16 protein-coding genes are annotated in these 22,906 nt (G+C 71.5%); 15 read left to right on the forward strand and 1 reads right to left on the reverse strand.

Annotation, left to right across the window (positions count from 1 at the left end; translation table 11 throughout):
* Both VFE05_07980 and VFE05_07985 read left to right on the forward strand, forming a co-directional pair.
* The coding region (locus VFE05_07980) for a hypothetical protein (GenBank protein HET6229991.1) at positions 1-1,040 on the forward strand (1,040 nt) is incomplete at its 5' end.
* 85 nt (positions 1,041-1,125) lie between these two features.
* Positions 1,126-2,646: a flippase gene (locus VFE05_07985; GenBank protein ID HET6229992.1), complete on the forward strand. Its 1,521-nt coding sequence runs from the start codon at positions 1,126-1,128 to the stop codon at positions 2,644-2,646.
* On the opposite strand, the gene VFE05_07990 is transcribed toward VFE05_07985, so the two are convergent.
* A complete protein-coding gene (locus VFE05_07990; GenBank protein ID HET6229993.1) occupies positions 2,630-4,252 on the reverse strand; it encodes a capsule assembly Wzi family protein in 1,623 nt (540 codons plus the stop codon). The two genes, VFE05_07985 and VFE05_07990, sit on opposite strands and share 17 nt — an antisense overlap.
* Before the next feature lie 460 nt (positions 4,253-4,712).
* Between VFE05_07990 and VFE05_07995 the strand changes: the two genes are divergently transcribed.
* The 13 genes from VFE05_07995 (at position 4,713) to VFE05_08055 (ending at position 22,822) form a co-directional block, all read left to right on the forward strand.
* The gene (locus VFE05_07995; protein HET6229994.1) at positions 4,713-6,347 is read left to right on the forward strand and encodes a capsule assembly Wzi family protein; all 1,635 of its coding nucleotides are present in this window, start codon (positions 4,713-4,715) and stop codon (positions 6,345-6,347) included.
* An 11-nt stretch (positions 6,348-6,358) separates the two neighbouring features.
* On the forward strand, positions 6,359-7,423 hold the full coding sequence (gene rfbB / locus VFE05_08000; GenBank protein ID HET6229995.1) for a dTDP-glucose 4,6-dehydratase: 1,065 nt from the start codon (positions 6,359-6,361) through the stop codon (positions 7,421-7,423).
* Positions 7,420-8,301: a glucose-1-phosphate thymidylyltransferase RfbA gene (gene rfbA / locus VFE05_08005; protein ID HET6229996.1), complete on the forward strand. Its 882-nt coding sequence runs from the start codon at positions 7,420-7,422 to the stop codon at positions 8,299-8,301. The genes rfbB and rfbA overlap by 4 nt, the downstream gene beginning before the upstream one ends.
* On the forward strand, positions 8,298-8,861 hold the full coding sequence (rfbC, locus tag VFE05_08010) for a dTDP-4-dehydrorhamnose 3,5-epimerase (GenBank protein HET6229997.1): 564 nt from the start codon (positions 8,298-8,300) through the stop codon (positions 8,859-8,861). Before rfbA ends, rfbC begins: the two co-directional genes overlap by 4 nt.
* Positions 8,858-9,769, forward strand: a complete 912-nt coding sequence (rfbD, locus tag VFE05_08015) for a dTDP-4-dehydrorhamnose reductase (protein HET6229998.1) — start codon at positions 8,858-8,860, stop codon at positions 9,767-9,769. Before rfbC ends, rfbD begins: the two co-directional genes overlap by 4 nt.
* Positions 9,770-9,966: 197 nt before the next feature.
* Positions 9,967-11,340: a nucleotide sugar dehydrogenase gene (locus tag VFE05_08020; protein HET6229999.1), complete on the forward strand. Its 1,374-nt coding sequence runs from the start codon at positions 9,967-9,969 to the stop codon at positions 11,338-11,340.
* Between the two features lie 537 nt (positions 11,341-11,877).
* Positions 11,878-13,773 (forward strand): nucleoside-diphosphate sugar epimerase/dehydratase, encoded by a 1,896-nt coding sequence (locus VFE05_08025; GenBank protein ID HET6230000.1) that lies wholly within the window; start codon positions 11,878-11,880, stop codon positions 13,771-13,773.
* Between the two features lie 308 nt (positions 13,774-14,081).
* Positions 14,082-15,200 carry a UDP-N-acetylglucosamine 2-epimerase (non-hydrolyzing) gene (wecB, locus tag VFE05_08030; GenBank protein ID HET6230001.1) on the forward strand — a complete coding sequence of 373 codons (1,119 nt, stop codon included), beginning with the start codon at positions 14,082-14,084 and terminating at the stop codon, positions 15,198-15,200.
* Positions 15,201-15,538: 338 nt separating this feature from the next.
* Positions 15,539-17,062 (forward strand): oligosaccharide flippase family protein, encoded by a 1,524-nt coding sequence (locus VFE05_08035; GenBank protein ID HET6230002.1) that lies wholly within the window; start codon positions 15,539-15,541, stop codon positions 17,060-17,062.
* A complete protein-coding gene (locus VFE05_08040) occupies positions 17,059-18,450 on the forward strand; it encodes a hypothetical protein (protein ID HET6230003.1) in 1,392 nt (463 codons plus the stop codon). The genes VFE05_08035 and VFE05_08040 overlap by 4 nt, the downstream gene beginning before the upstream one ends.
* A 413-nt stretch (positions 18,451-18,863) precedes the next feature.
* Entirely contained in the window at positions 18,864-19,880 is a 1,017-nt protein-coding gene (locus VFE05_08045; protein HET6230004.1) for an NAD(P)-dependent oxidoreductase, read from the forward strand.
* Between the two features lie 122 nt (positions 19,881-20,002).
* Positions 20,003-21,328 carry a hypothetical protein gene (locus tag VFE05_08050; protein HET6230005.1) on the forward strand — a complete coding sequence of 442 codons (1,326 nt, stop codon included), beginning with the start codon at positions 20,003-20,005 and terminating at the stop codon, positions 21,326-21,328.
* 261 nt (positions 21,329-21,589) lie between these two features.
* Positions 21,590-22,822: a glycosyltransferase family 4 protein gene (locus VFE05_08055; protein HET6230006.1), complete on the forward strand. Its 1,233-nt coding sequence runs from the start codon at positions 21,590-21,592 to the stop codon at positions 22,820-22,822.
* Positions 22,823-22,906: the final 84 nt, after the last annotated feature.

The raw sequence follows: 22,906 nt of genomic DNA on the forward strand, positions 1-22,906 counted from the left end.
CGAATAGCTTCCGATCGGCGATGGTGCGCGGGTTTCGCTTCTCGCCGCTTCGCAGGATGGCGAAGGCTGGCGCGCCACTCGCGCTGCTGCTGGCTGCGGCGTGCGACCCGTGCTTCGGCACGGCGGGGTGCGGATCGCGCAGCCTGCGGTTCGACGGCCGCGTGCAGTCGCGGTACGAGGGCACGCCGCTGGAGGGCGTGCAGGTCAGCGTGCTGCCCACCAGCGGGACCTCCGCGGGCGACACGCTGACCGCGGTGAGCGACGCGCAGGGCCGCTTCAGCCTGGACGCCCCGGCTGGAACGGACGCCGTGACGGCGGACGTGATCCTGCGTCCCCGAGCCCCCTTCGTCGCTGACACGCTGCGCGGGGTGGAGCTGCGGGCGGCCCAGGGAGGAGACGTGCTGGGGCTGGTGTGGACGGTCACGCGGCCGTACGTCGCCACGCTCTTCACCTTCTACCGCCGCGGCGACAACGCGCCGCTCGCCTCCAACGGGTTCGTGCAGTTCCAGCACACCGGCGGCCCCGCGACGAGCCCCGACGTGTTCGGCGCCAACATCTCGGCCGAGGGCAAGGCGTGGATCACGCCGGTCGCGAGCGACACCGGTACGGTCGTGGGGACGCTGGTCGTGCAGCCGGTGACGGGCGCCCCGCTCCGGCGCGAAGGGGTGCGGCTGCCGGTGGTGCTCTCTCCTGCAGCGGGATCGGAGCAGCGCGTGGGCTTCGGCCCGTCGCTTTCGTACTTCGGGCGCGTGGCGGCGGCGGACGGGCGCGTGGTGGCGGGCGCGGTAGTGCAGTTCCGGCAGACGGGCGGCATCCCGTCCACCCCGGCGACGTGGAGCGTGACGACCGACGCGGGGGGCAACTTCGCCTTCCAGATGCACGCCGTGGACCCGCTCCAGACGGGCGAGGTGGTGGGCGACCTGACGGTCACGCCCCCGGCGCCGTTCGCGCCCACGGTCGTCCGCGGCCTGCGGCTGCCGACGTTCGACACTGACGAGTTCCGCTTCGTGGGCGCGTGGATCGTCACCCCGGCGCCCTGAGCGCGCGGGCGCGGCGGCACTTCGGGGCCCCGGCCGCCACGGCCGGGGCCCCGCTTTTCACCGACTGGATGCAGGGGGAGACAGCTTGAAGCCGGACGTGCACGCGGGCGGCAGGGCGGGGATGGCGCGCAACACGCTGCTGAACCTGCTGGGGTTCGGGGCGCCGCTGGTGGTGGCGATGGCCGCCACGCCGGTGCTGGTGCGCGCACTGGGCACGGAGCGCTTCGGCATCCTCACCATGGGCTGGGCCGTGATCGGCTACTTCAGCCTCTTCGACCTGGGGCTGGGCCGCGCGCTCACGCAGGTGGTATCCGAGCGGCTGGGGGCGGGACGCGAGGACGAGGTGGCGCCCGCGACGTGGACGGCGAACGCGCTGCTGCTGGCGCTGGGTGTGGCCGGCGGCGCGCTGCTCGCCGTCACCTCGGGCTACCTCGCGCGCTCGGTGCTCAAGATCCCCCCGCAGATGCAGGACGAGGCGGTGGGCACCTTCCGCCTGCTGGCCCTCTCGCTCCCGTTCGTGACCAGCACGGCGGGCCTGCGCGGCGTGCTGGAGAGCTACCAGCGCTTCGGGCTGGTCAACGCCATCCGCGTTCCGATGGGCTTGGTGAGCTACCTCGGCCCGCTCGCCGTGCTCCCGTTCTCGCACAGCATGGTGCCCGTGGTGGCCGTCCTCGCCGCGGGCCGCATCGCCGCGTGGGGTGTGCACGTGGTCTTCTGTCTGCGCACCATCCCGGCGCTGGGCGGCGCGCGGGCGCTCCAGCGGGCGATGGTGCGGCCGCTGCTGCGCTTCGGAGGATGGCTCACGGCCAGCAACGTGAGCAGCAGCCTGATGATGTACTTCGACCGCTTCGTCATCGGCGCGGTGCTGTCCATGTCCGCCGTGGCCTACTACGCCACGCCGTACGAGCTGGCGAGCCGCGTTCAGCTCCTGCCCGGCGCCGTAACCGCCGTCTTCTTCCCGGCCTTCGCCACCATCTTCGTGAACGACCGGCGCCGCTCGTGGGTGCTTTTCGACTCCTGCCTGCGCGCCATGACGGTGGTGCTCTTCCCCGTGATCCTGGCGCTGGTCACACTCGCTCCCGATGTGCTGCGGCTGTGGCTGGGGGCGGACTTCGCCCAGCACGGCACCCGCGTGCTGCAGTGGATCGCGGCCGGGGTGCTGGTGAACTCGGCCGGCGTGGTCGCCGCCACGGCGCTCCAGGGTGCGGGGCGGCCCGAGGCCACGGGCAAGCTCAACATGCTGGAGCTTCCGCTGTACATGGCGGCCCTGTGGGCGCTGCTGCGCGCCCGCGGCGTGGAGGGCGCGGCGATCGCCTGGGCGCTGCGGATGGGCGTGGACACGGCCGCGCTGTTCTGGCTGTCCGCGCGCTGGGGGGTGGCGGACCGGGCGACGGTGCGGCGGGGAGGACTGCTGCTGGCGGGGGTGCTGCCGGTGCTGTGGGCGGGGGCGATGGTGGACTCGCCCGCGCACCGGCTCGTCTTCCTGGCGGTGGCGTGCGCCGCGTTCCTGGCGGTCGCGTGGACGCGCGTGCTGAGCGTGGACGAGCGCGCGGGCGCGCGCCGCTGGCTGGCGGCGGCGCGGCCGGGCGTCAGGGGCGCGGCGTGACCGTGATGCGCAGCGAGTAGTTGGTCTTGCTGATCGCTTCCCGGGCGAGGAAGTCGGTGGACGGGTTCTGGTAGAGGAAGTTCAGGCGGCGCTCGCGGAACGCCTCCAGGCCAAGGTCGCCCGCGCGGGTGCGGAGGCGCGACCGCCCGCCCGCCAGCACCGACACGTCGTGGGCGCCGAACTGCCAGGAGTTGGGGCGGGTGTAGAAGGCGTCGTCGTCCCAGCGCACGCGCTCCACGAACACGCCCGCCAGGCCGCCGCCCGCAGCCAGCCAGTCCGCCGCGAGCCACTGGCTGGACGCGCCGGGGCCGATGCTCGCACCGATGGACTCGCCGCGCTGCGTGTAGCCCGCGGGCACGGCCGCGCTCGTGTAGAAGCTGGCTCCCGGCAGAGTCGCGAAGGTCGCGCTCTGCTCCAGGTCCGTCAGCTCGGCGCGGAGGCGAAGGTGCGCGCCGCCGCCCACCGCGCCCGTCCAGCCGCCGCCCAGCGTGTAGCCCTGCGTATGGTTGGGCGTGACCAGCAGCTCGTGCAGCGACGGGATCTGGTGCCGCGCCCACTCGGCATACACCTCGAAGCCGTCGGCCGGGAAGACCCAGCGGCCGAAGAGGGAGACGAGCTGCTCGGCACCGCGATTGGGGTTCGCCGAGTCCGGGCTGGTCCACTGCGTGAGCGCGTCGAAAGCGTGCCCCGCGAAGCCGTCGGAGCGCCGCACGGCCGTGTGCGCGAAGCCCAGCGTGAGGTTGCGCTCGGCCGCGGGGCGGAACGTGGCCGCGAAGCCGCCCAGCGAGCGGCGGTGGTCCTCGCCCGAGAAGTACGGCGACTCCGTCAGCACGCCCGAGATCAGCTCCAGCTCCAGCTCGCCCGGCTTCCCGCTCAGCGGCCGGGCGGTGCGCAGGAAGATGCGGGGGATGCCGGACGCGTTGTCGCTCATCACGATGGCGTTGCGCTCGCCCGGCCCCCACCACTCGTTCTCCGTCGCCGCGCCGAACGACATCGCGCCCGCCGTGAGCGAGACGGAGCTCTGCCCCGGCGAGATGCGGGTGATCGACCGGTCCCCGAAGCGCAGCGGCAGGTCGGCCGAGTGGCGGCCCACGCGCCACGGGGGGATGAAGAGGCTGACGTTGGTGCCCGTGGGCGAGCTGATGTCGAAGCCGCTGTTCTGCGCGTAGCTCGCCTCCGGCGCGAGGACGAAGGCGAGCGGCCCGGCGCTGCCCCGGACGCCGGCGGAGACCAGTACGTTCGCCCCGCGCCCCGCCCAGAGAGAGCCGTCGTTGCGCGAGTACGGAATGGCGCTGTTCAGCGCCGCCATCGCCCGCGGCTCCACGAGCTGGATGCGCGGCTTTCCGCCCCGCATCTCTCCGGAGAGCTTGGAGGGCGAGCGGAGGAGGAAGCCGCGCGTGTCCTCGCGCCCCAGCACCTGGCGGACGCGCATGTCCTCTTCCGCCGGGCTGCCCAGCGTGACGAACCCGCGCCGCGGCGCGGCGTGCGGCGTATCTGCCGGGAGTGGGGCGGCGGGCTGCTGGGCGGGAAGCGGGGCAGCGGAGAGAGCGAGCACGGCGGCCGGAACGGCGGCCCGGAAGGCATGGCGGAAAGGCTTGCGGGGCATCGTTCTCGCGTTGTTCGTCTGGACAAAGGCTCGGCACGGATGATAGCATACTGCCGCTGCCGCGTCCAATTGGGGGCGGACCACGCGGGCCCCGCGCGGTCTTCCTTCCGACGAGCGGGCCTGAAGCCGCGGCGCTGGACGCTTCCGGCGCCGCGTGTCGCATCCGGCACCGCTCGGACGTTGGAGCGGGGCGATGGCGTGCGGACCGGCCGCGTCCTCAACCCCTCGTCCGGCCTGACGATGGACGGCCGCCCATCTCCCGAACGCCGTTGTCGCCCATGCGAAGACGCGTCTCGACCGAGAACGTGCGAGGCCGTTGGCGGATGACGGTCGCTAGAGAGATGCGGCGCTGGTCATCCACCTGTATCCACGTCGTGCCCGGCTTTCGCCGGAGGCGTGCGCGGACGATGTGAGGCCGCGACCGAGCAATCATGATCTTCTCGCAACACCACGGAACCCTTTGGCGCTGAACCGGACCGCCGCACGCCTCCTCGCCCTCGCCGCATTGCTTTGCCCGGCGCTCACGGCGCGGACGCTGCCGGCGCAGCAGGACTCGTCGGCGGCCGTTCCGGTGCGCGGCGAGGTGTTCGCGAATGGCGAGATGGAGAACTACCTTCGCGTCCTCCAGGTGCGCGGGCTGGTTCCCGCGTACCCCTGGTCGGTGCGCGCCTTCTCGCCCGCCGAGGTGGACCGCCTGCTCCCGGCGGCGACGGGGCATCCCTGGGCCGGGCGATACGACCTGGCGCGGGGCCTCGCCGCGCCTAAAGGCGGCCTCATCCGCCCGCGCGTGCAGCTCATCGGCAACTCGGCGTTCCCGTACGGGCGCAACGACGGGCCGGTGTGGGCCGGCAAGGGCGCGACGGCGGCCGTGGAAGCCGGCTTCTGGATCCGGCGCGGCCCGGTGTCGCTCACGGCGGACCCCATGGTGTTCGTAGCGCAGAACGCGTCGTTCGCGCTCCAGCCCACCGGCGTGGCGGGCGCCTCGCCGTTCGCCGACCCGCTGGCCCCGCGGTTCGTGGACCAGCCGCAGCGCTTCGGCAACGGGGCGTACTGGCGGGTGGACCCGGGCCAGAGCACGCTGCGCATAGACGCGGGACCGGTCGCCCTGGGAGTGACCACGGCGAGCCAGCAGTGGGGCCCCGCGGTGGAGATGCCGCTCATCCTGGGCAGCAACGCGCCCGGCATCCCCCGCGCCTTCCTGGGCACCTCGCACCCGCTGAACGTGGGCATCGGCCGGGTGCACGCGCAGGTCGTTTGGGGCGACGAGCGCCAGTCGGCGTACTCGCCCGCGCACGGCGACACGGCGCGGCGCTTCATGACGGGGGGCGCGGCTGTGTTCACCCCGCGCGGCATCCCCGGGCTGGAGATGGGTGCGTCGCGCTTCTTCCACTTCGCCTCGCCGGACTACAGCGCCAGCGAGGTGCTGCGGGTGTTCCAGTCCCTCCTCAAGTCCGGCGTGGCGCACAGCGACACCCTCACCAGCGACGGCGGCGACGGCTCGGACCCCGACAACCAGCTCGCCTCCGTCTTCTTCCGCTGGGTGCTGCCCCACAGCGGGTTCGAGGTGTACGGCGAGTACGCCAAGGAAGACCACAACTTCAACCTGCGCGACCTGACGCTGGAGCCGGACCACGACGCGGCGTACGAGCTGGGCTTCCGCCGCGTGTGGGCGAGGTCGGACCGCTCGTGGGTGGCGTTGCGGGGCGAAGTGATGAACGCCCAGATCAACCATCTGGACCAGTCGCGCACGCAGACCCGCTGGTACATCCACACCCGCGAGGTGCAGGGGCACACGGTGCTGGGGCAGGTGCTCGGATCGCCCGCGGCGTTCGGGGGCGCCGGCTCCGTTGTCGCGGTGGACTGGTACGGGCGGCGCGGGCGGACGACCGCGAGCTGGTACAGGGCCGCGCGCGACGAGCGCTTCTCCGGGCCCGACTCGGACGTGACGCACGCGCTGGAGGTGGAGCGGGTGTCGTTCCTTCGGGGGATGGAGCTCAGTGCGAAGGTGGGCGGCGTGTACGACATCAACCGCAACTTCACCAAGGACGCCTTCAACCTGAACCTGGCGCTCGGCGCGCGCGTGTCGCTGCCATGAGCGGACGGGAGATGGCACCGGTCCTGGTCACGGGCGGCGCGGGCTTCATCGGCTCCGCCGTGGTCCGCAAGCTGGTGGGGGAGAGACGCGCCACCGTGGTGAACGTCGACAAGCTGACGTACGCGGGGAACCTCGACTCGCTGGAGCCGGTCGCGGGCGACCCGCTGCACGCGTTCGAGCAGGTGGACGTGTGCGACGGCGGCGAGCTGCGCCGCATCTTCGCCGAGCACCGGCCGCGGGCGGTCGTGCACCTGGCGGCCGAGTCGCACGTGGACCGCTCCATCGACGCGCCGGGCGAGTTCGTGCGCACCAACGTCGTCGGCACCTTCACGCTGCTGACGGAGGCACTGCGGTACTGGTCGGCGCTGGAGGGCGACGAGCGGGCGTCCTTCCGCTTCCTCCACGTCTCGACCGACGAGGTGTTCGGCTCGCTGGGGGACGAAGGGAAGTTCGACGAGGAGACGCCGTATCGCCCCAGCTCGCCGTATTCGGCCAGCAAGGCGGGCTCGGACCACCTCGTCCGCGCCTGGCACGAGACGTACGGGCTGCCGACGGTGACCACGAACTGCTCCAACAACTACGGGCCCTACCAGTTCCCGGAGAAGCTGCTCCCGCTGATGATCCTGAACGCCCTCGCCGGCCGTCCGCTTCCCGTGTACGGGCGCGGCGAGAACGTGCGTGACTGGCTGTTCGTGGACGACCACGCGGACGCGCTGCTCACCGTGCTGGAGCGCGGCAGGCCGGGTGAGACGTACTGCATCGGCGGGGACAGCGAGCGGCGGAACATCGAGGTCGTGCGCGCGCTCTGCCGCATCGTGGACGAGCTGCGGCCGGACGCGGACATCGGTCCTCGCGAGGGGCTGATCCGCTTCGTGGAGGACCGGCCGGGGCACGACCTGCGCTACGCCATCGACGCGAGCAAGATCCGGAGGGAGCTGGGCTGGCGGCCGTCGCAGAGCTTCGAGACGGGGCTGCGGCGCACGGTGGAGTGGTATCTGGACAACCCCGAGTGGTGCGAGCGCGTGCTCTCCGGCGCGTACCGGCTGGAGCGGCTGGGCACGGGGGTGCCGGCGTGAAGGGGATCGTCCTCGCCGGAGGCAGCGGCACGCGGCTGTACCCCATCACCCGTGTGGTGAGCAAGCAGCTCCTGCCGGTGTTCGACAAGCCGATGATCTACTACCCGCTCAGCACGCTGATGCTGGCAGGCATCCGCGACGTGCTGGTCATCTCCACCCCGGCCGACACGGGGCGCTTCGCCGAGCTGCTGGGCGATGGCTCGCAGTGGGGGATGAGCATCTCCTACGCGGTGCAGCCTTCGCCCGACGGGCTGGCGCAGGCGTTCACGATCGGCCGCGGGTTCGTGGGCCCGGATCCCGTGGCGCTGATCCTGGGCGACAACATCTTCTACGGCCACGGTCTGAGCGAGACCATGCAGCGCGCGGCGGGGCAGACCGACGGCGCCACGGTCTTCGGCTACCACGTGAAGGACCCGGAGCGCTACGGCGTGGCGGAGATCGGGCCCGGCGGCGAGGTGCTGAGCCTGGAGGAGAAGCCCGCGGTGCCGAAGTCGCGCTACGCCGTGACCGGCCTCTACTTCTACGACAACCAGGTGCTCGACATCGCGGCCGGGCTGCGTCCCTCGGGCCGCGGGGAGTACGAGATCACCGACGTGAACCTGGAGTACCTGCGCCGCGGGCAGCTGCGGATGGAGATCATGGGGCGGGGGATGGCGTGGCTGGACACGGGCACGCACGAGTCGCTGCAGGAGGCCAGCAGCTTCATCGAGACCATCGAGAAGCGGCAGGGGCTGAAGGTGGCGTGCCCGGAAGAGATCGCCTACCGCGCCGGCTTCATCACCGCGGACCAGCTTCGGCGCCTGGCCGAGCCCATGTGCCGCAACGCGTACGGCCAGTACCTGCTGGAGATACTGTCGATGCCCGGCGGGGCCGCGTGAACGTTCTCTCGACCGAACTGGACGGCGTCCTCCTCTTCGAACCGAAGGTGATCCGTGACGAGCGCGGGCAGTTCTTCGAGGCGTGGAACGAGGAGCGATACCGCGCGGCGGGGCTGGGCGAGCGCTTCGTGCAGGACAACGTCTCCTGGTCGCGTGCGGGCGTGCTGCGAGGGCTGCACTACCAGCACCCGCACGCGCAGGGCAAGCTGGTCACCGTCCTCCGCGGGGAGGTGTTCGACGTTGCGGTGGACGTGCGCCGCGGCTCTCCGATGTTCGGGAGATGGGCGGGCTTCACGCTGTCTGCCGAGAACGGGCGGCAGCTCTGGATCCCGCCCGGCTTCGCGCACGGCTTCGTGGTGACGGGAGATGAGGCGCTGTTCTCCTACAAGTGCAGCGACGTCTACCACCCGGAGGCCGAGAGCACCGTCGCCTGGGACGACCCGGAGCTCGGCATCCGCTGGCCCGTGTCCGATCCGGTGCTCTCCGCCAAGGACCGCGCGGGTCTGCGGCTGCGCGACGTGCCGCCGGACCGGCTGCCGGCCTACCCGGGCACGCAGTGACGAGGCCGCGCATCCTGCTCACGGGCGGCAGCGGGCAGGTGGGCTGGGAGCTTCGCCGCACGCTCGCGCCGCTGGGGGAAGTGATCGCGCCCCGCCGCGACGCGCTCGACCTCTCCCGTCCCGAGTCCCTGCGCAACGCCGTCCGCCAGGTCGCGCCCGCGCTGGTCGTCAACGCCGGCGCGTACACGGCGGTGGACGCGGCGGAGGGGGATGCGGACCTGGCGCGGCGCGTGAACGCGGAGGCGCCGGGCGTGCTCGCGCAGGAGGCTGCGGCGTGCGGAGCCCTGATCGTGCACTTCTCCACCGACTACGTCTTCGACGGGCGTAACTCTTTGCCGTACAAGGAGAGTGACGCAACGGGGCCCGCGAGCGTCTACGGGTCCACGAAGCTGGACGGGGAGCGCGCGGTGGCGGCGGCGGGCGGACCGCACCTCATCTTCCGAACCGGCTGGGTGTACGGACTGCGCGGGAAGAACTTCCTTCGGACGATGCTGCGCCTGGCGCGCGAGCGGGACGAGCTGCGGGTGGTGGACGACCAGCACGGCGCTCCCACGTGGAGCCGCATGCTGGCGGAGGCGACGGCTGGCGGGCTCGCCTCGATTCGGTCCGTGGACGGGTTCTCGATCGAGCCCGGGCGCTGGGGCGTTTATCACGCGACTGCCGCGGGCGAGACCACGTGGTGCCGCTTCGCCGCCGCGATCCTGGAGGCCGATCCCGCGCGTCACGAGCAGCGCTGCGGCGCGCCTTCGCCCATCGCGACGGCGGACTATCCCACGCCCGCGACCCGGCCGCGCTACTCGGTCCTCGACAACGGGCGCCTCGCCCGCGAGCTCGGCATCGTCCTTCCCGCGTGGGAGACGCAGCTGGAGATGTGCATGGACGACCGGGCGGCGGCGTTCGCGCCGTAGGCCCGGCGGTTGCACGGAAGGCGGGGCAGCGCTGGGTGTTACGTGGCGGGTGGGTCTCGTCCGTTCTCACGGCCGGATCGGGCCGGGCGGCGTGCATCCGCCTGTCGCCGTCCGTGTGCGGCGCTTAATTTGCCAGAGTGCGCGGGCGTTCCCGCCGCATTACTTCTTCGTTCGGCTCCATCCAGGGTTGAAGGTCCATGATCTCAGCGTACGACCAGCTTCATTCCAAGATCGAGCAGCGCACGGCCGTGTTCGGCGTCATCGGGCTCGGCTACGTGGGCCTTCCGCTGGTGGTGGAGGCGGCGCGCGCCGGCTTCCGCGTCATCGGCTTCGACGTGTCCGAGAGCGTTGTCTCCGGCATCAACGCCGGCCGCAGCCACATCCAGGACGTGGGGTCCGACGTGGTCGCGGCCTTCGTTGGCGAGGGGCTGCTGTCCGCCACGACCGACCTGTCCCGGCTGGCCGAGTGCGACGCGGTGAGCATCTGCGTGCCCACGCCGCTCAGCAAGACCAAGGACCCGGACCTGTCATACGTGGTCTCGGCCGCGCAGGCGGTGAAGGGCGGGCTGCACGCCGGCCAGCTGGTGATCCTGGAGAGCACCACCTATCCCGGCACCACGCGCGAGGTGCTGCTGCCCATCCTGGAAGAGCGCGGGCTGGTGGCGGGCGAGGACTTCTTCCTCTGCTTCAGCCCCGAGCGCGTGGATCCCGGCAACCCCGTATGGCACACGCGCAACACGCCCAAGGTGCTGGGCGGCGTCACGCAGACGTGCTGCGAGGCCGGCATGGCGCTGTACTCCAGCATCTTCGACGTGATGGTGCCGGTGGAGAGCGCCGAGGCGGCCGAGCTGGTGAAGGTGTACGAGAACACCTTCCGCATGATCAACATCGCCCTCGCAAACGAGCTGGCGCAGGCGTGCGGGAAGCTGGGCGTGAACGTGTGGGGCGTGATCGAGGCCGCGGCCACCAAGCCCTTCGGCTTCATGAAGTTCACGCCGGGCCCCGGCCTGGGCGGCCACTGCATCCCGCTGGACCCGCACTACCTCTCCTGGAAGATGCGGACGCTCCAGTTCAAGACGCGCATGATCGAGCTGGCCAGCGAGATTAACGCCGAGATGCCGGCCTACGTGGCCGAGAAGACGGCCGACGCGCTGAACGACGAGTGCAAGTCGGTGAAGGGCAGCCGTATCCTGGTGCTGGGCATCGCCTACAAGAAGGACATCGACGACCTGCGCGAGAGCCCGGCGCTGGACGTGATCCAGCTGCTCCAGGCCCGCGGCGCCGAGGTGCGTTACCACGACCCGTTCTGCCCCTTCATCGCCGACGACGGCCACACGCCGCTCAAGCACCTGCCCATGCGCAGCGTGGACCTCACGGACGACGAGCTGGGCGAGGCCGACGCGGTGCTGATCGTGACCGACCACACGGCCGTGGACTACACGCGCGTGGCCGAGCTGGCCGACCTGGTGATCGACACGCGCGGGGTGATGCGTAGCGTGGAGGGCCGGGCGCGCGTGGTGGGCCTCTCCGGCAGCGAACGAGGCACGCCGCAACACGCCCACGCGGGCTGACGGACGGAACTCACGGGCGCCCTCACCGGCGCCCGTCGTGCTTCGCCGCCCGCGCGGCGTCGGCTGAGGCCACGGAACGCGTTCCGCGGGGCTGCCGCCCCTCGTGACGAGGACGTGGCGCGCGGCTGAGGATGCGATGAATCGCGTGCGGAACCTCCGGCGGCGCGATCTTCGCACTTGCGCGATGTGGTGCATGGGGCGCAAGATGGCCCGGATCGTCTGCCTCGCTGGCCGCGGGTGGGAGAGGTGTATACTGTGCGCCGTAAATAACGACGTTCGGTGAGCGGAGATGCGCTCGGGTGTCGGATTGGCGCGCGACGGAAAGGAACACCGGCGGTGGCCGGAAGGCGCCGCGAACGCAGGCGCGGGGCCGCCGTGGCGCGCGTGGCAGCGGTGGCGCCGGTCTTGCTGTCGAAGGCGTCCACTCGTGCCCGCGACTCCGTCCGGAGCGCCGGCGGCGGGTGCCCGGTGGCCGATGGCGTGGCGGCGCGGCGGGGCGGCAGACGAAATCCATCAACCGGTTCCCGGTCTTCCTAGATGCTCCCAGCTTTCCTGCTGCGCTTCCGCAGGCCCCTGATCATCGCGTTCCACCTGGTGATCATCCCCGTGGCGTACTGGATCGCCTTCGCGATCCGCTTCGACTTCGCGCCGCCGCCGGAGATGACCAGGCTCTTCCTGGAGACGCTGCCCTACCTGGTGGCCTTCCGGCTGCTGGCGTTCGGCATCTTCGGCCTGTTCAGTGGGTGGTGGCGGCACGTGGGCATGCGCGACCTGATCGACCTGTGCAAGGCGGTCTCGGTCAGCTCGCTGCTGCTGCTGGCGGTGCTCTTCCTCAACTCGTCGATCGTGGGCCTGCCCCGCAGCATCGTGCTGCTGGACTGGGTGATGTCGGTGCTCATCTTCGGCGGCTTCCGCTTCGCCGCCCGGGGAATGCGCGAGCGGCGCTTCGTGCCCCGCGGCCAGGCCCGCGGCAAGCGCACGCTGGTGATCGGGGCCGGCGCCGCGGCCGACCGCCTGCTGCGCCACTGCCAGCACGACGGCACGGCCGAGATCTACCCGGTGGGCCTGGTGGACGACGACCCGGCCAAGCAGGGCATGCGCCTGCACGGCGTGCCCGTGATCGGCTTCGCGAGCGACGTGAAGAAGCTCGCCGCGCGCACCAGCGCCGAGCTCCTCGTGATCGCCATCCCCTCGGCCAGCCGCGCGGAGATGGAGCGCATCGTGGAGCCGTGCATCGCCACGGGCGTGGAGTTCAAGATCGTGCCGTCGCTGCGCGAGCTGATGGACGGCCGCGCCAAGATGAGCCAGCTGCGCAAGGTGCAGATCGAGGACCTGCTGGGCCGCGACGCCGTGGAGATGGAGCTGACCGGCGTGCGCTCGGCGCTGGAGGGCAAGGTGGTGCTGGTCACGGGCGGCGCCGGCTCCATCGGCTCGGAGCTGGCGCGGCAGGTGGCGTCGCTGGGGCCGTCGCGGCTGATCGTGCTGGACCAGGCGGAGAGCCCGCTGTACTACATCAACCTGGAGCTGGTGCGCAGCCACCCCGCGCTCACCCTCGTGAACGTGGTGGCCGACGTGACCGACCAGGGGCGGATGGACAGCGTCCTCGCCCGCTACCGGCCGGACTTCGTGTTCCACGCGGCGGCGTACAAGCACGTGCCGCTCATGGAGGAGAATCCGGTGGAGGCGGCGCGCAACAACGTTCTGGGCACCCTCTGCGTGGCCCAGGCTGCGGCGCGCTGGGGCGCCAGCAAGTTCGTGCTCATCTCCACCGACAAGGCGGTCTACCCATCGAGCGTGATGGGCGCCAGCAAGCGCCTGGCCGAGCAGATCGTGCTGGGCTGGCCGTCGCTGAGCGAGTCGAAGACCGACTTCCGCGCGGTGCGCTTCGGCAACGTGCTGGGCTCGGACGGCAGCGTGATCCCGGTGTTCAAGAAGCAGCTGAGCGAGGGCAACCCGCTCACGGTCACGCACCCGGACGTGACGCGCTACTTCATGACCATCCCCGAGGCGGTGCAGCTGGTCCTCCAGGCGGCGGTGCTGCCCGAGGCCGAAGGCCGCATCTGCATGCTGGAGATGGGGTCGCCGGTGCGCATCGTGGACCTGGCCGAGAACCTGATCCGGCTGTCGGGCCTGGAGCCGTACCGCGACGTGCCCATCGTCTTCACCGGCCTGCGCCCCGGCGAGAAGCTGCACGAGGAGCTGATGTCGGCCAAGGAGAAGACGGTGCCGACCACGGTCTCCAAGATCCGCATCGTGCAGACGAGCGAGCCGGACGTGGACCACCTGATGAGCGGGCTGGACCGGCTGGCGGCGGCGGTGGCGGTGGGCGAGCGCAACGACATCCTGGCGGCGCTGTGCGCGATGGTGCCGGAGTGCGTGGCCCCGCTGCGCGAGCGCGGCGCCGCGGCCGTCCAGGCGCTGCAGCCGAAGTAGCTTTCCCGCGGGCCTGCCCCGCCGGTGTGACGCGGCAGGCGATGCAAGCGTCAGCAGCACAACGTGTTGGCCCTGCGGGCCGTCCACGCGGGCGGCCCGCCCGCTTTCCCCGCCGCGATGCCGCGGGTCCGATTCATCTTCGGCGGTACGCCGCCGTCCAACACCAGAGCGAGAGAGATGCGTCCAGGGCACGTAGCGGGGCGGGGGATCGGCAGACGATTGGGATCGGATTCGGTCGGATCGATGACATCGGTTCCGGCGTCGGTCATGGTTTCGGCAGGTTCGCTGCGGATGCGGGGCGGGTGCCGATGAAGGTGCTCGTGATCGCGGGCGCGCGGCCGAATTTCATGAAGGTCGCGCCAATCCTGAAGGCGCTGAAGGAAGCGGGAGACGAGGCGCTGCTGGTGCACACGGGCCAGCACTACGACGTGAAGATGAGCGACGCCTTCTTCGCCGACCTCCAGATCCCCGCGCCGGACTACCACCTGGGCGTCGGCTCCGGCACGCACGCGCAGCAGACGGCGCGCGTGATGGAGCAGTTCGAGCCCGTGCTGCTGGAGGTGCGGCCGGACTGGCTGGTGGTCGTCGGCGACGTGAACTCCACCATCGCCTGTGCGCTGGTGGCGGCGAAGCTGAAGGAAGAGACGGGCTGCCGCATCGCGCACGTGGAGGCGGGGCTGCGCAGCGGCGACTGGAGCATGCCGGAAGAGGTGAACCGCGTGCTCACCGACCGCCTGTCGGACCTGCTGCTCACGCCCAGCCGCGACGCGCACCCCAACCTGGCGGCCGAGGGAATCTCCGCGGATCGCGTGCGCTTCGTGGGCAACGTGATGATCGACACGCTGCTGGCACAGCTTCCCGCGGCTCGCGCGCTGGACCTGCCCGCGAAGATGGGGCTGGAGCGCGGCGGCTACGCGGTCTGCACGCTGCACCGGCCCAGCAACGTGGACCAAGCCGAGACGCTGGCGCCGCTGCTGGACGCCCTGGCCCGCGTGGCGGCGGAGATGCCGGTGGTGCTGCCCATCCACCCCCGCACCCGCGCCCGCGCCGAGGCGATGGGGCTGCACGCCGAGCTGGCGCGCCTGCGCGTGGTCGAGCCGCTGGGCTACCGCGAGATGCTGGCGATGACCGACGCCGCCGCCGTGGTGCTCACCGACTCCGGCGGCCTCCAGGAGGAGACGACGGCGCTCGGCGTGCCCTGCGTGACGCTGCGCGAGAGCACCGAGCGCCCGGTCACCATCACCGAGGGCACCAACCGGCTGGTGCAGTGGCCGCCCACGTCGGACTCGACGTACCGCGCCTTCCGCGAGGCGCTGGCGCAGGGGCGCGCGGAGCCGGGGTCACGCTGCCCCGAAGGCTGGGACGGCCGCGCCGCCGAGCGTATCTTGCAGGCGCTCGCCGCCGAGCTGGAGCCGGTCCCGGCCTGAGCTTCGGGCGACGGGCCGGCATCGGGTGAGATGCGCGGTTGAGCCTGATGTTCGTCGGGTTGATGTGGGGCGGGCTGGTGGGGGTGCCCCCTCCCCCAGCCCCTCCCCCGCAAGCGGGAGAGGGGAGCCCTGTCACAGTGGGGCGAGGGGTTGGTGCGCTTCGGTGACGGGCGGCGGGCGGGTCGGCCCGGGAGTATCGCGCGACGAAGTACATCTACGGTATCTACATGCACCGGCTGGGCTTTCGAGGCGGCCGGGCTTTCTGACGGATAGAGAAGAAGAAGCATGCACTTCCCCCTTCCGGCGGCTGCGCGTCCCGGAGCCGCCGGCATCCGCGGATGACCAAGCGGCGCACCTCGTCCATCTTCGTGATGGCGGGCGGCGGCATGCAGAGCCTGATCGTGGGCCTGCAGTCCATCATCCTCATCCCGATCTACGTCCGCCAGGTCGGCGAGCGGCTGTACGGCGCGTGGCTTGGCTCCGGCGACGTGCTGTCGTGGATGCTGGTGTCCGACCTGGGGATCACCAACCTAGTGATCCAGAAGGTCGCCGCGGCGCACGGCGCGGGCGACGAGCGCGACGTGGGCCGCTGGTTCGCGTCGGGCACCGCCGTGGTCGCCGCCATCTGCGCGATCCTCTGCGCCGTCGGAATCGGCGCGTCGTTCGCCTTTCCGCGCATCTTCGGCCTGCAAGGCGCGGAGGCGGACGCGCTGCGGCGCACGTTCGTGCTCGCGACGGTGTCGACGTCCGTCGTCATCCTGCACACGGCATTTTACGGCTACGCGCGCGGTGTGCAGCGCACGGGGCTGCTGAGCGCCACGACGGTGGTGTCGACGCTGCTCCAGTTCGCCATCTCGCTCGTGCTCGCCCTGCGCGGCTTCGGGCTGCTGGCCATCGGCTACGGCTTCGTGGCGCGCGCGGTCGTGCAGGTGATCGGGATGGCGATCTTCTTCGCGCGCGAGGTGCCCGCGGGCGTGCGAGCGAACCTGCGCGTGGACCGCGAGGTGCTGCGCGAGCTGGGCCGCACCGTCCCCGCGACGGCCGTGGCGGGCTTCGCCTTCGCGGCGATGAACCAGAGCGAGCTGCTGATCGTCTCTCTCCTCGTGGGCCCCGCGGCCGCCGCGGTCTTCATGCTCAACCGCAAGGCGATCGAGCTTGCGCGCGCGCTGTCGGACAGCGTGACGTTCGGCACGTACGGCGCGTACGCGCACCTCGTCGCCTCGGCGGACCGGGGGCGGGCGCTGAACGTGTATCGCGAGATCCTGTCGGTGCGCACGGCGCTGGCGGTGCTGATGGCGGCAGGCTACGTGGCGCTCAACCGCAGCTTCGTGTCGGTCTGGGTCGGGCCGGAGAAGTACGTCGGCCTGACGCTGACGGCGCTCTTCGCCGTCCAGTCGATCATGGCCGGCAACGCGTTCCTGGCGAACTATCTCTACCGCGCCGCGGGCTTCATCGTCGAGGGATCGATGCTGCTGCTGGCGGAGAGTGTTCTACGTGTCGGGTTGATGGTGGGCCTGTGCCTCTGGCTGGGCCTGCCCGGCGTGCCGCTGGCGGGCATCGCCTCCGGCGCGGTGTTCCTGCTGGTGACGCATCGCAAGCTGCGCGCGTTCTGCCTTGGCTTCCAGGCGGCGGACCGGCCCATCTCGCCCGCGTTCTGGGGCGTGTGCGCGGGGCTGCTGGCGGCGTGCGTGGCGCTCGGAGCGGGCTACATGAGCCGCCACTGGCTGTACGTGTTCGGCGCGGGCTCGGGCATCCTCGCGCTCGGCGCGGTCGCGCTGGCGCCCACGAACGCGTACCTGGCGCGGTATCGCGCGGCCGTGGCCTCGCGCCTTCCGATGCTGCGCGGAGCGGCGGCGCCGTGACCGCGGTCGAGACCCTTCCGGAGACGGAGACCGGGACGCGCGCGAAGGCCGCCGTGCCCGAGCCGCCGCGCATCTCCCGGTTCAAGAAGCTGGCGCCCATCGTCGCCATCCAGCTGTACCTCAATGCGTCGATCCTGATCTTCGCGTTCGGGCCGTGGATCTGGCCCATGCGCGACGGGACCAAGCTGTACGTCTTCGTCGCGCTGGCGCACCTGGCGCTGCTGCTGGGCTACCTGAGCGGCATCAACCGGCGGCCGGCGGGCTACCACGGGCGCACGCCCATGGACCGGCTGCTGCGGTGGAGCGTGTGGACCACGCTGCTGCTGTACCTGCCCACGCTGTACTGGGCCACGCAGGGGCAGATCAACATCATCGAGGCGATCCGCGACCCCGGCACGGTCTACTACCGCTTCCAGGACATCTCGGCCGAGGTGCACGAGACGCCGCTCATCGGCTACGTGCGCATGCTGTTCGCGCCGCTGCTGGCCATGGCGATGCCGCTGCTGGCGCGGCGCTGGCGCGGGCTGTCGCTGCGCATGCGGGTGCTGGGCGCGCTTGCGGTGGCGTCGAACCTGTCGCTCTTCGTCTTCACCGGCCGCAACAAGGGACTGGCGGACTTCGTCCTGCTGCTTCCGTGGCTGCTCGCGATGGCGCTGCACGGCAGCCGGGTACGGCTCAAGCGTCTCGTCCTGCCCGCGGTGCTCTTCGCCGCCGCGCTGGCGGGCTTCGCCGCGTTCTTCATCACCGGCTCCAACGGCCGGACAGGTGGCGCGGACGACGCGTTCGAGAAGGTGCAGATCTTCGGTGGGCTCCAGGCCGACCTGGACAACCCGCTGCTCCGGGCGCTGCCGCGGCCGGTGCAGGGGCCGGTGATGCTGCTGTCGTTCACGCAGACGCACGGCTACCTGGCGCTGTCGTGGGCGCTGGACAAGCCGTGGGTGCCCAGCTGGGGCGTGGGCCACTCGTACTTCCTGTACATCGCCGAGCGGCGGCTCACCGGGCGCGAGGACCTGCAGTCGCGCAGCTACCCGGCGCGCCTCCAGGCCGAGGACGGCTGGGACATGATCATGTTCTGGCACACCATCTACACCTGGCTGGCGTCGGACCTGTCGTTTCCAGGCACCCTGGTGGCGGTGTTCCTCCTGGGCCGGCTGTTCGCGCTCACCTGGCTGGACTCGCTGCGCGGCGAGAACCCGTACGCGGTGGGGCTGCTGATATTGCTGGTGACGATGTTCTACTACTTCCCGGCGAACAACATCATCCTGGGCCAGCCGGAGGGCTTCGCGGGCTTCTGGGGGCTGTTCGGGCTGTGGTTCTTCACGCGCCGCCGGGTGCGCTTCCGAGCGCCCGAGCCGGGGTGGGAGATGGAGCCCGTGCCCGTCCGCTGAGGCCGAGCCGTCCGCCGGGAGAGACGGCGGATGTTCACCAAGTGGGCCGGTGCCTTGCGGTTCGGTGACGGCGGGGGATAGGTTGGCCGCCCCGCACAGGCCGCGCGGAAGGTTCAGATGCGGCCGGGGGCGGACGCCCGGCCTTCGTGCTGGTGCGATCCTTGCCTTGCGACCGCGCGCCTGCCTTTTCCGGGGCCGGGCGCGCGGGCGGCGGGATCGCCGTCCGGAGCGGCCACGTGCCGGCGCGCTCCGTCCCATCCCTTCCGCAGTCCCGAAACGCCTGGACGCCGTCGTGCGTTCGTCGGGGGCTGCGGAGGGTTGTCCACGCCGGAGCCCCCGTTCGGGGCGTTCGCCGGCCTGCGCGCAGGAGCGCGCCAGAGTACCCCTAAACGCTACAGACGGAGCGAGGTTTCATGAAGATTCTGGTGACCGGCGGTCGCGGTACGGTCGGCTCGGTGCTGGTTGAGGAGCTGCGGTCGCGCGGCCACGACGTGGTGAGCGCCGACCTTGCGCACGGCGACCACGAGATCGGGTACAGCCTGCGCACCGACGTGCTGAAGCCCACCTACGTGCGCTGCGACGTGGGCAGCTTCCGGCAGCTGGAGCGGGTGGCCGACACCATGGGCCCGTTCGACTACGTGTACCACCTGGCCGCCGAGTTCGGCCGCTGGAACGGCGAGGACTTCTACGAGCAGCTCTGGCAGAGCAATGCCATCGGCACCAAGAACGTCATCCGCCTCCAGGAGAAGCACCGCTTCCGCCTGATCCACTTCTCGTCTTCGGAAGTGTACGGCGACTGGCCGGACGTGATGGCCGAGGACGTGATGGAGAAGCACGAGGTCAAGCAGATGAACGACTACGCGCTCTCCAAGTGGGTCAACGAGTGCCAGATCCGCAACTCGATCATCCAGTATGGGACCGAGAGCGTGGTGGTGCGCCTGTTCAACACGTACGGCCCGGGCGAGTTCTACAGCCCGTACCGCTCGGTGAACTGCCGCTTCATGTACTGCGCGCTCATGGGCCTGCCGTACGTCGTGTTCCGCGGCTACCACCGCACGTCCACGTTCGTGAGCGACACCGTGGTCTCGCTCGCCAACATCGCCGACAACTTCAAGACCGGCGAGACGTACAACATCAGCAGCAACGAGTACCACAGCATCGAGGAGCTGTCGGACATGATCCTGCGCGCCACCGGGGCGGACCCGTCGCTGGTGGTGTACAAGGACGCCGAGCCGCTTACCACGCGCAGCAAGCGGGTGGACAACTCCAAGGCCGTGCGCGACCTGGGCTACCGGGCGCAGGTGGGCCTGGAAGACGGCGTGTACCGCACCGTGGAGTGGATGCGCGGCGTGTACCTCGAGGGCAGCGTGCGCAGCCCGTACGCGGCGGCGCTGGGGATCGACCCCGTCCTCTCGGGCGCGGGGGTCTGACCTCCGCTGCCCGGCAAGGGCGGTAGCTTTCCGGAGAGGCTGGGCGCCCCGCGTCCAGCCCTTCCTTTATCCGTACGGCGGCGCCGGTAGACACGGCGTCGCGGACCTCCGGTGGAACGCAGATGGAGCAGACGGCGCGGTATCCGCGGGTGCTGGTGGTGGCGGCGAACCCGTTCTCGCGGCGCTCCAACAACGGGCTGACCATGACCAGCCTGTTCGAGGGCTGGCCCAAGGACCGGCTGGCGCAGGTGTTCGTGCCGTTCGTGACGCCCGCGCCGCCGGAGTTCGACGTGTGCAGCCGCTACTGGGCGCTCACCCCGCGCGGCCTGAAGCGCGTGGAGGAGACGGTGCCGGTGGAGGCGCTGCCCGGCCGCCCGTCCAAGCTGCGCAACTTCGCGGTGCGGCTGGCGACGGAGTCGCGCCTGGCGCCGCGGATCGCCCAGCCGCTACGGGAGATGGTGTACTCGCGGCCGGGGCTGCTGGACGGGCCGGAGATGGCGGAGATCGAGGCGTTCGAGCCCGATCTCATCTTCTCCACCCTGGGCTCGCTGGGGCAGCTGCGGCAGGTGGAGCGGCTTTCCGAGCGCCTAGGCGTGCCGGTGGTCCCGTTCTTCACGGACGACTGGATCACGACGGAGTACCGCCGTGCCTTCGGATCGGGCATCCTGCGGCGGAAGCTGGCGGAGTCGTTCCGGCGGATCGTGGATGCGTCCCCGCTGCGGCTCGCCATCTCCCCCGCGATGGCGGAGGAGTACACGAAGCGGTACGGCGGCGAGTTCCACGCCTTCTGCCGCTGCGTGGACGCGGGCGCCTTCCTGGCGACGCCGCGCGTGGGCGGCGGCGAGTGGATCGAGATGGTCTACGCCGGGCAGCTCGGCTTCGACCGGTGGAAGTACCTGAAGAAGATCGGCGAGGCGCTGCGCGAGCTGCTGGACGAGGGCATCCGCGCGCGGCTCACCGTCTACACGGTCCCCGCGCACGTGGACCTGTACGGCGCCGAGCTGACGATGGACCCGGTGATGCGCGTGGCGGGCTACGTGGAGAGCGACCGCCTGCCCGCCGTGTACGACGCGGCCGACGTGCTGGTGCACTGCGAGAGCTTCGACACGTCGCTGGCCGACTACACGCGCTTCTCGCTGTCCACCAAGGTGTCGGAGTACATGATGGCTGCGCGGCCGCTCCTGGGCTACGGCCCGGCGGACGTGGGCTCCATGCGCTACATCGCCGAGTCCGGCGCGGGCGCCGTGATCTCCGAAGACTCGCCCGCGCACGTGAAGGCGCGCCTGCGCGAGCTGATGGGCGACCGCGCGCGCCTGAACGAGTGGGGCCGCCGCGCCCGCGAGCACGCCCTGGAGCACCACGAGGGCACCCGCCAGCGCGAGCGCTTCCGCGACCTCCTCGCCCGCGCCGTGCAGCCGCGTGCGGACCGGGCCCGAGCCGCCTCGTAGCCGTCGGGCGAAGCTCGCCCGCATCGCATCAGCTGTGACGCGGCGGGGCGCGGGAGTCGTTCCGGACGATGTCGGCTGATCTACGTTGATCGGTAGATGCGTATCTACCGATCATCCCGCATCTTCCGTGATTGAAACGTTGGGGGCGTAGGACTCGGCATCACGGCAGATGCGATGTGGTGTGGGGATGGCGATCGGATGACGCGCGGGAGATGTGCGGCCCGCGATCGAGCTACCGAGGCGAACAGGGCTGGGGGGAGATTGCGGGTTCTTCTGCTGTCGCAGTACTACGAGCCGGAGCCGTTCAAGGGCGACGCGCTGGGGGGCGGGCTGGTGCGGCGCGGGCACCGCGTGACGGCGGTGACGGGCTTTCCCAACTACCCGCTGGGCCGCGTGTACGACGGCTACCGGCAGCGCCCCTGGCAGCGCGAGGAGCGCGCGGGCGTGCAGGTCGTGCGGCTGCCCATGTACACCGACCACTCCCGCTCCGCCGCCCGCCGCGCGCTCAACTACGGCAGCTTCGCGGCGAGCGCGTCGGTGCTCGGCCCCGCGCTGTGCGGGCCGCAGGACGTGATGTGGGTGCACCATCCGCCGCTGACCGTGGCCGCGCCCGCGCTCGCCATCAGCACGGTGCGGCGGGTGCCGTTCGTGCTGGAGATCCAGGACCTGTGGCCCGAGACGCTGGGAGCGACCGGCATGGTGGGCAGCCCGCGCGTGCTGGACGCGGTCGGTCGGGCCGCCGCGGCGCTGTACCGGCGGGCGGCGGCGCTGGTGGTCATCTCGCACGGCTTCAAGCGCAACCTGGTCGCGAAGGGGGTCCCGGCGGAGAAGGTCCACGTGATCCACAACTGGGCCGACGAGGAGGTCTACCGCCCCGTCGCGCCCGACCCCGAGCTGGCACGGCGCTGGGGGCTGGACGGCCGGTTCAACGTGCTGTTCGCCGGCAACATCGGCCCGGCGCAGGCGCTGGGCACGGTGCTGGATGCGGCCGAGCGCCTTCGCGACCTGCCGGACGTGCAGATGGTGTTCGTGGGCGAGGGCGTGGACCTTGCCGCGCTCACCGCATCGGCCGAGAGCCGCGGGCTCGCGAACGTGCGCTTCGTGCCGCGGCAGCCGCCGCAGGCCATGCCCGCGTTCTATGCGCTGAGCGACGCGCTGCTCATCCACCTGCGGCGCGACCCGCTGTTCGAGATCACCATCCCGTCCAAGACGCTGGCGTACCTGGCCTGCGGGCGGCCCATCCTCTGCGCCGTCCCTGGCGACGCGGCGGACGTGATCGAGCGGGCGGGCGCGGGAGTCACCTGCGCGCCGGAGGATGCGGACGCGCTCGCCGCCGCCGTCCGCCGCCTGCACGCCATGCCCGCCGCCGAGCGCGCGGCGATGGGCGCCGCCGGGCGCGCCTTCGTCGCCGAGCACGCCAGCGTGCACACCGAGGCGCAGCGGCTGCTCGAGCTCGTTCAGGCGGCGGCGGGGGCGCGCCGGCGCCGCATGTGACCGAGCACCTCGCCGAGGAGCTCGCGCTCGAACAGCACGGTGAAGGCCAGCGTCGTGACCACGTAGACCGCGACGAAGGCGAGG

The sequence above is a fragment of the Longimicrobiaceae bacterium genome (assembly GCA_035696245.1).
In the GTDB taxonomy this organism is placed as follows: domain Bacteria; phylum Gemmatimonadota; class Gemmatimonadetes; order Longimicrobiales; family Longimicrobiaceae; genus DASRQW01.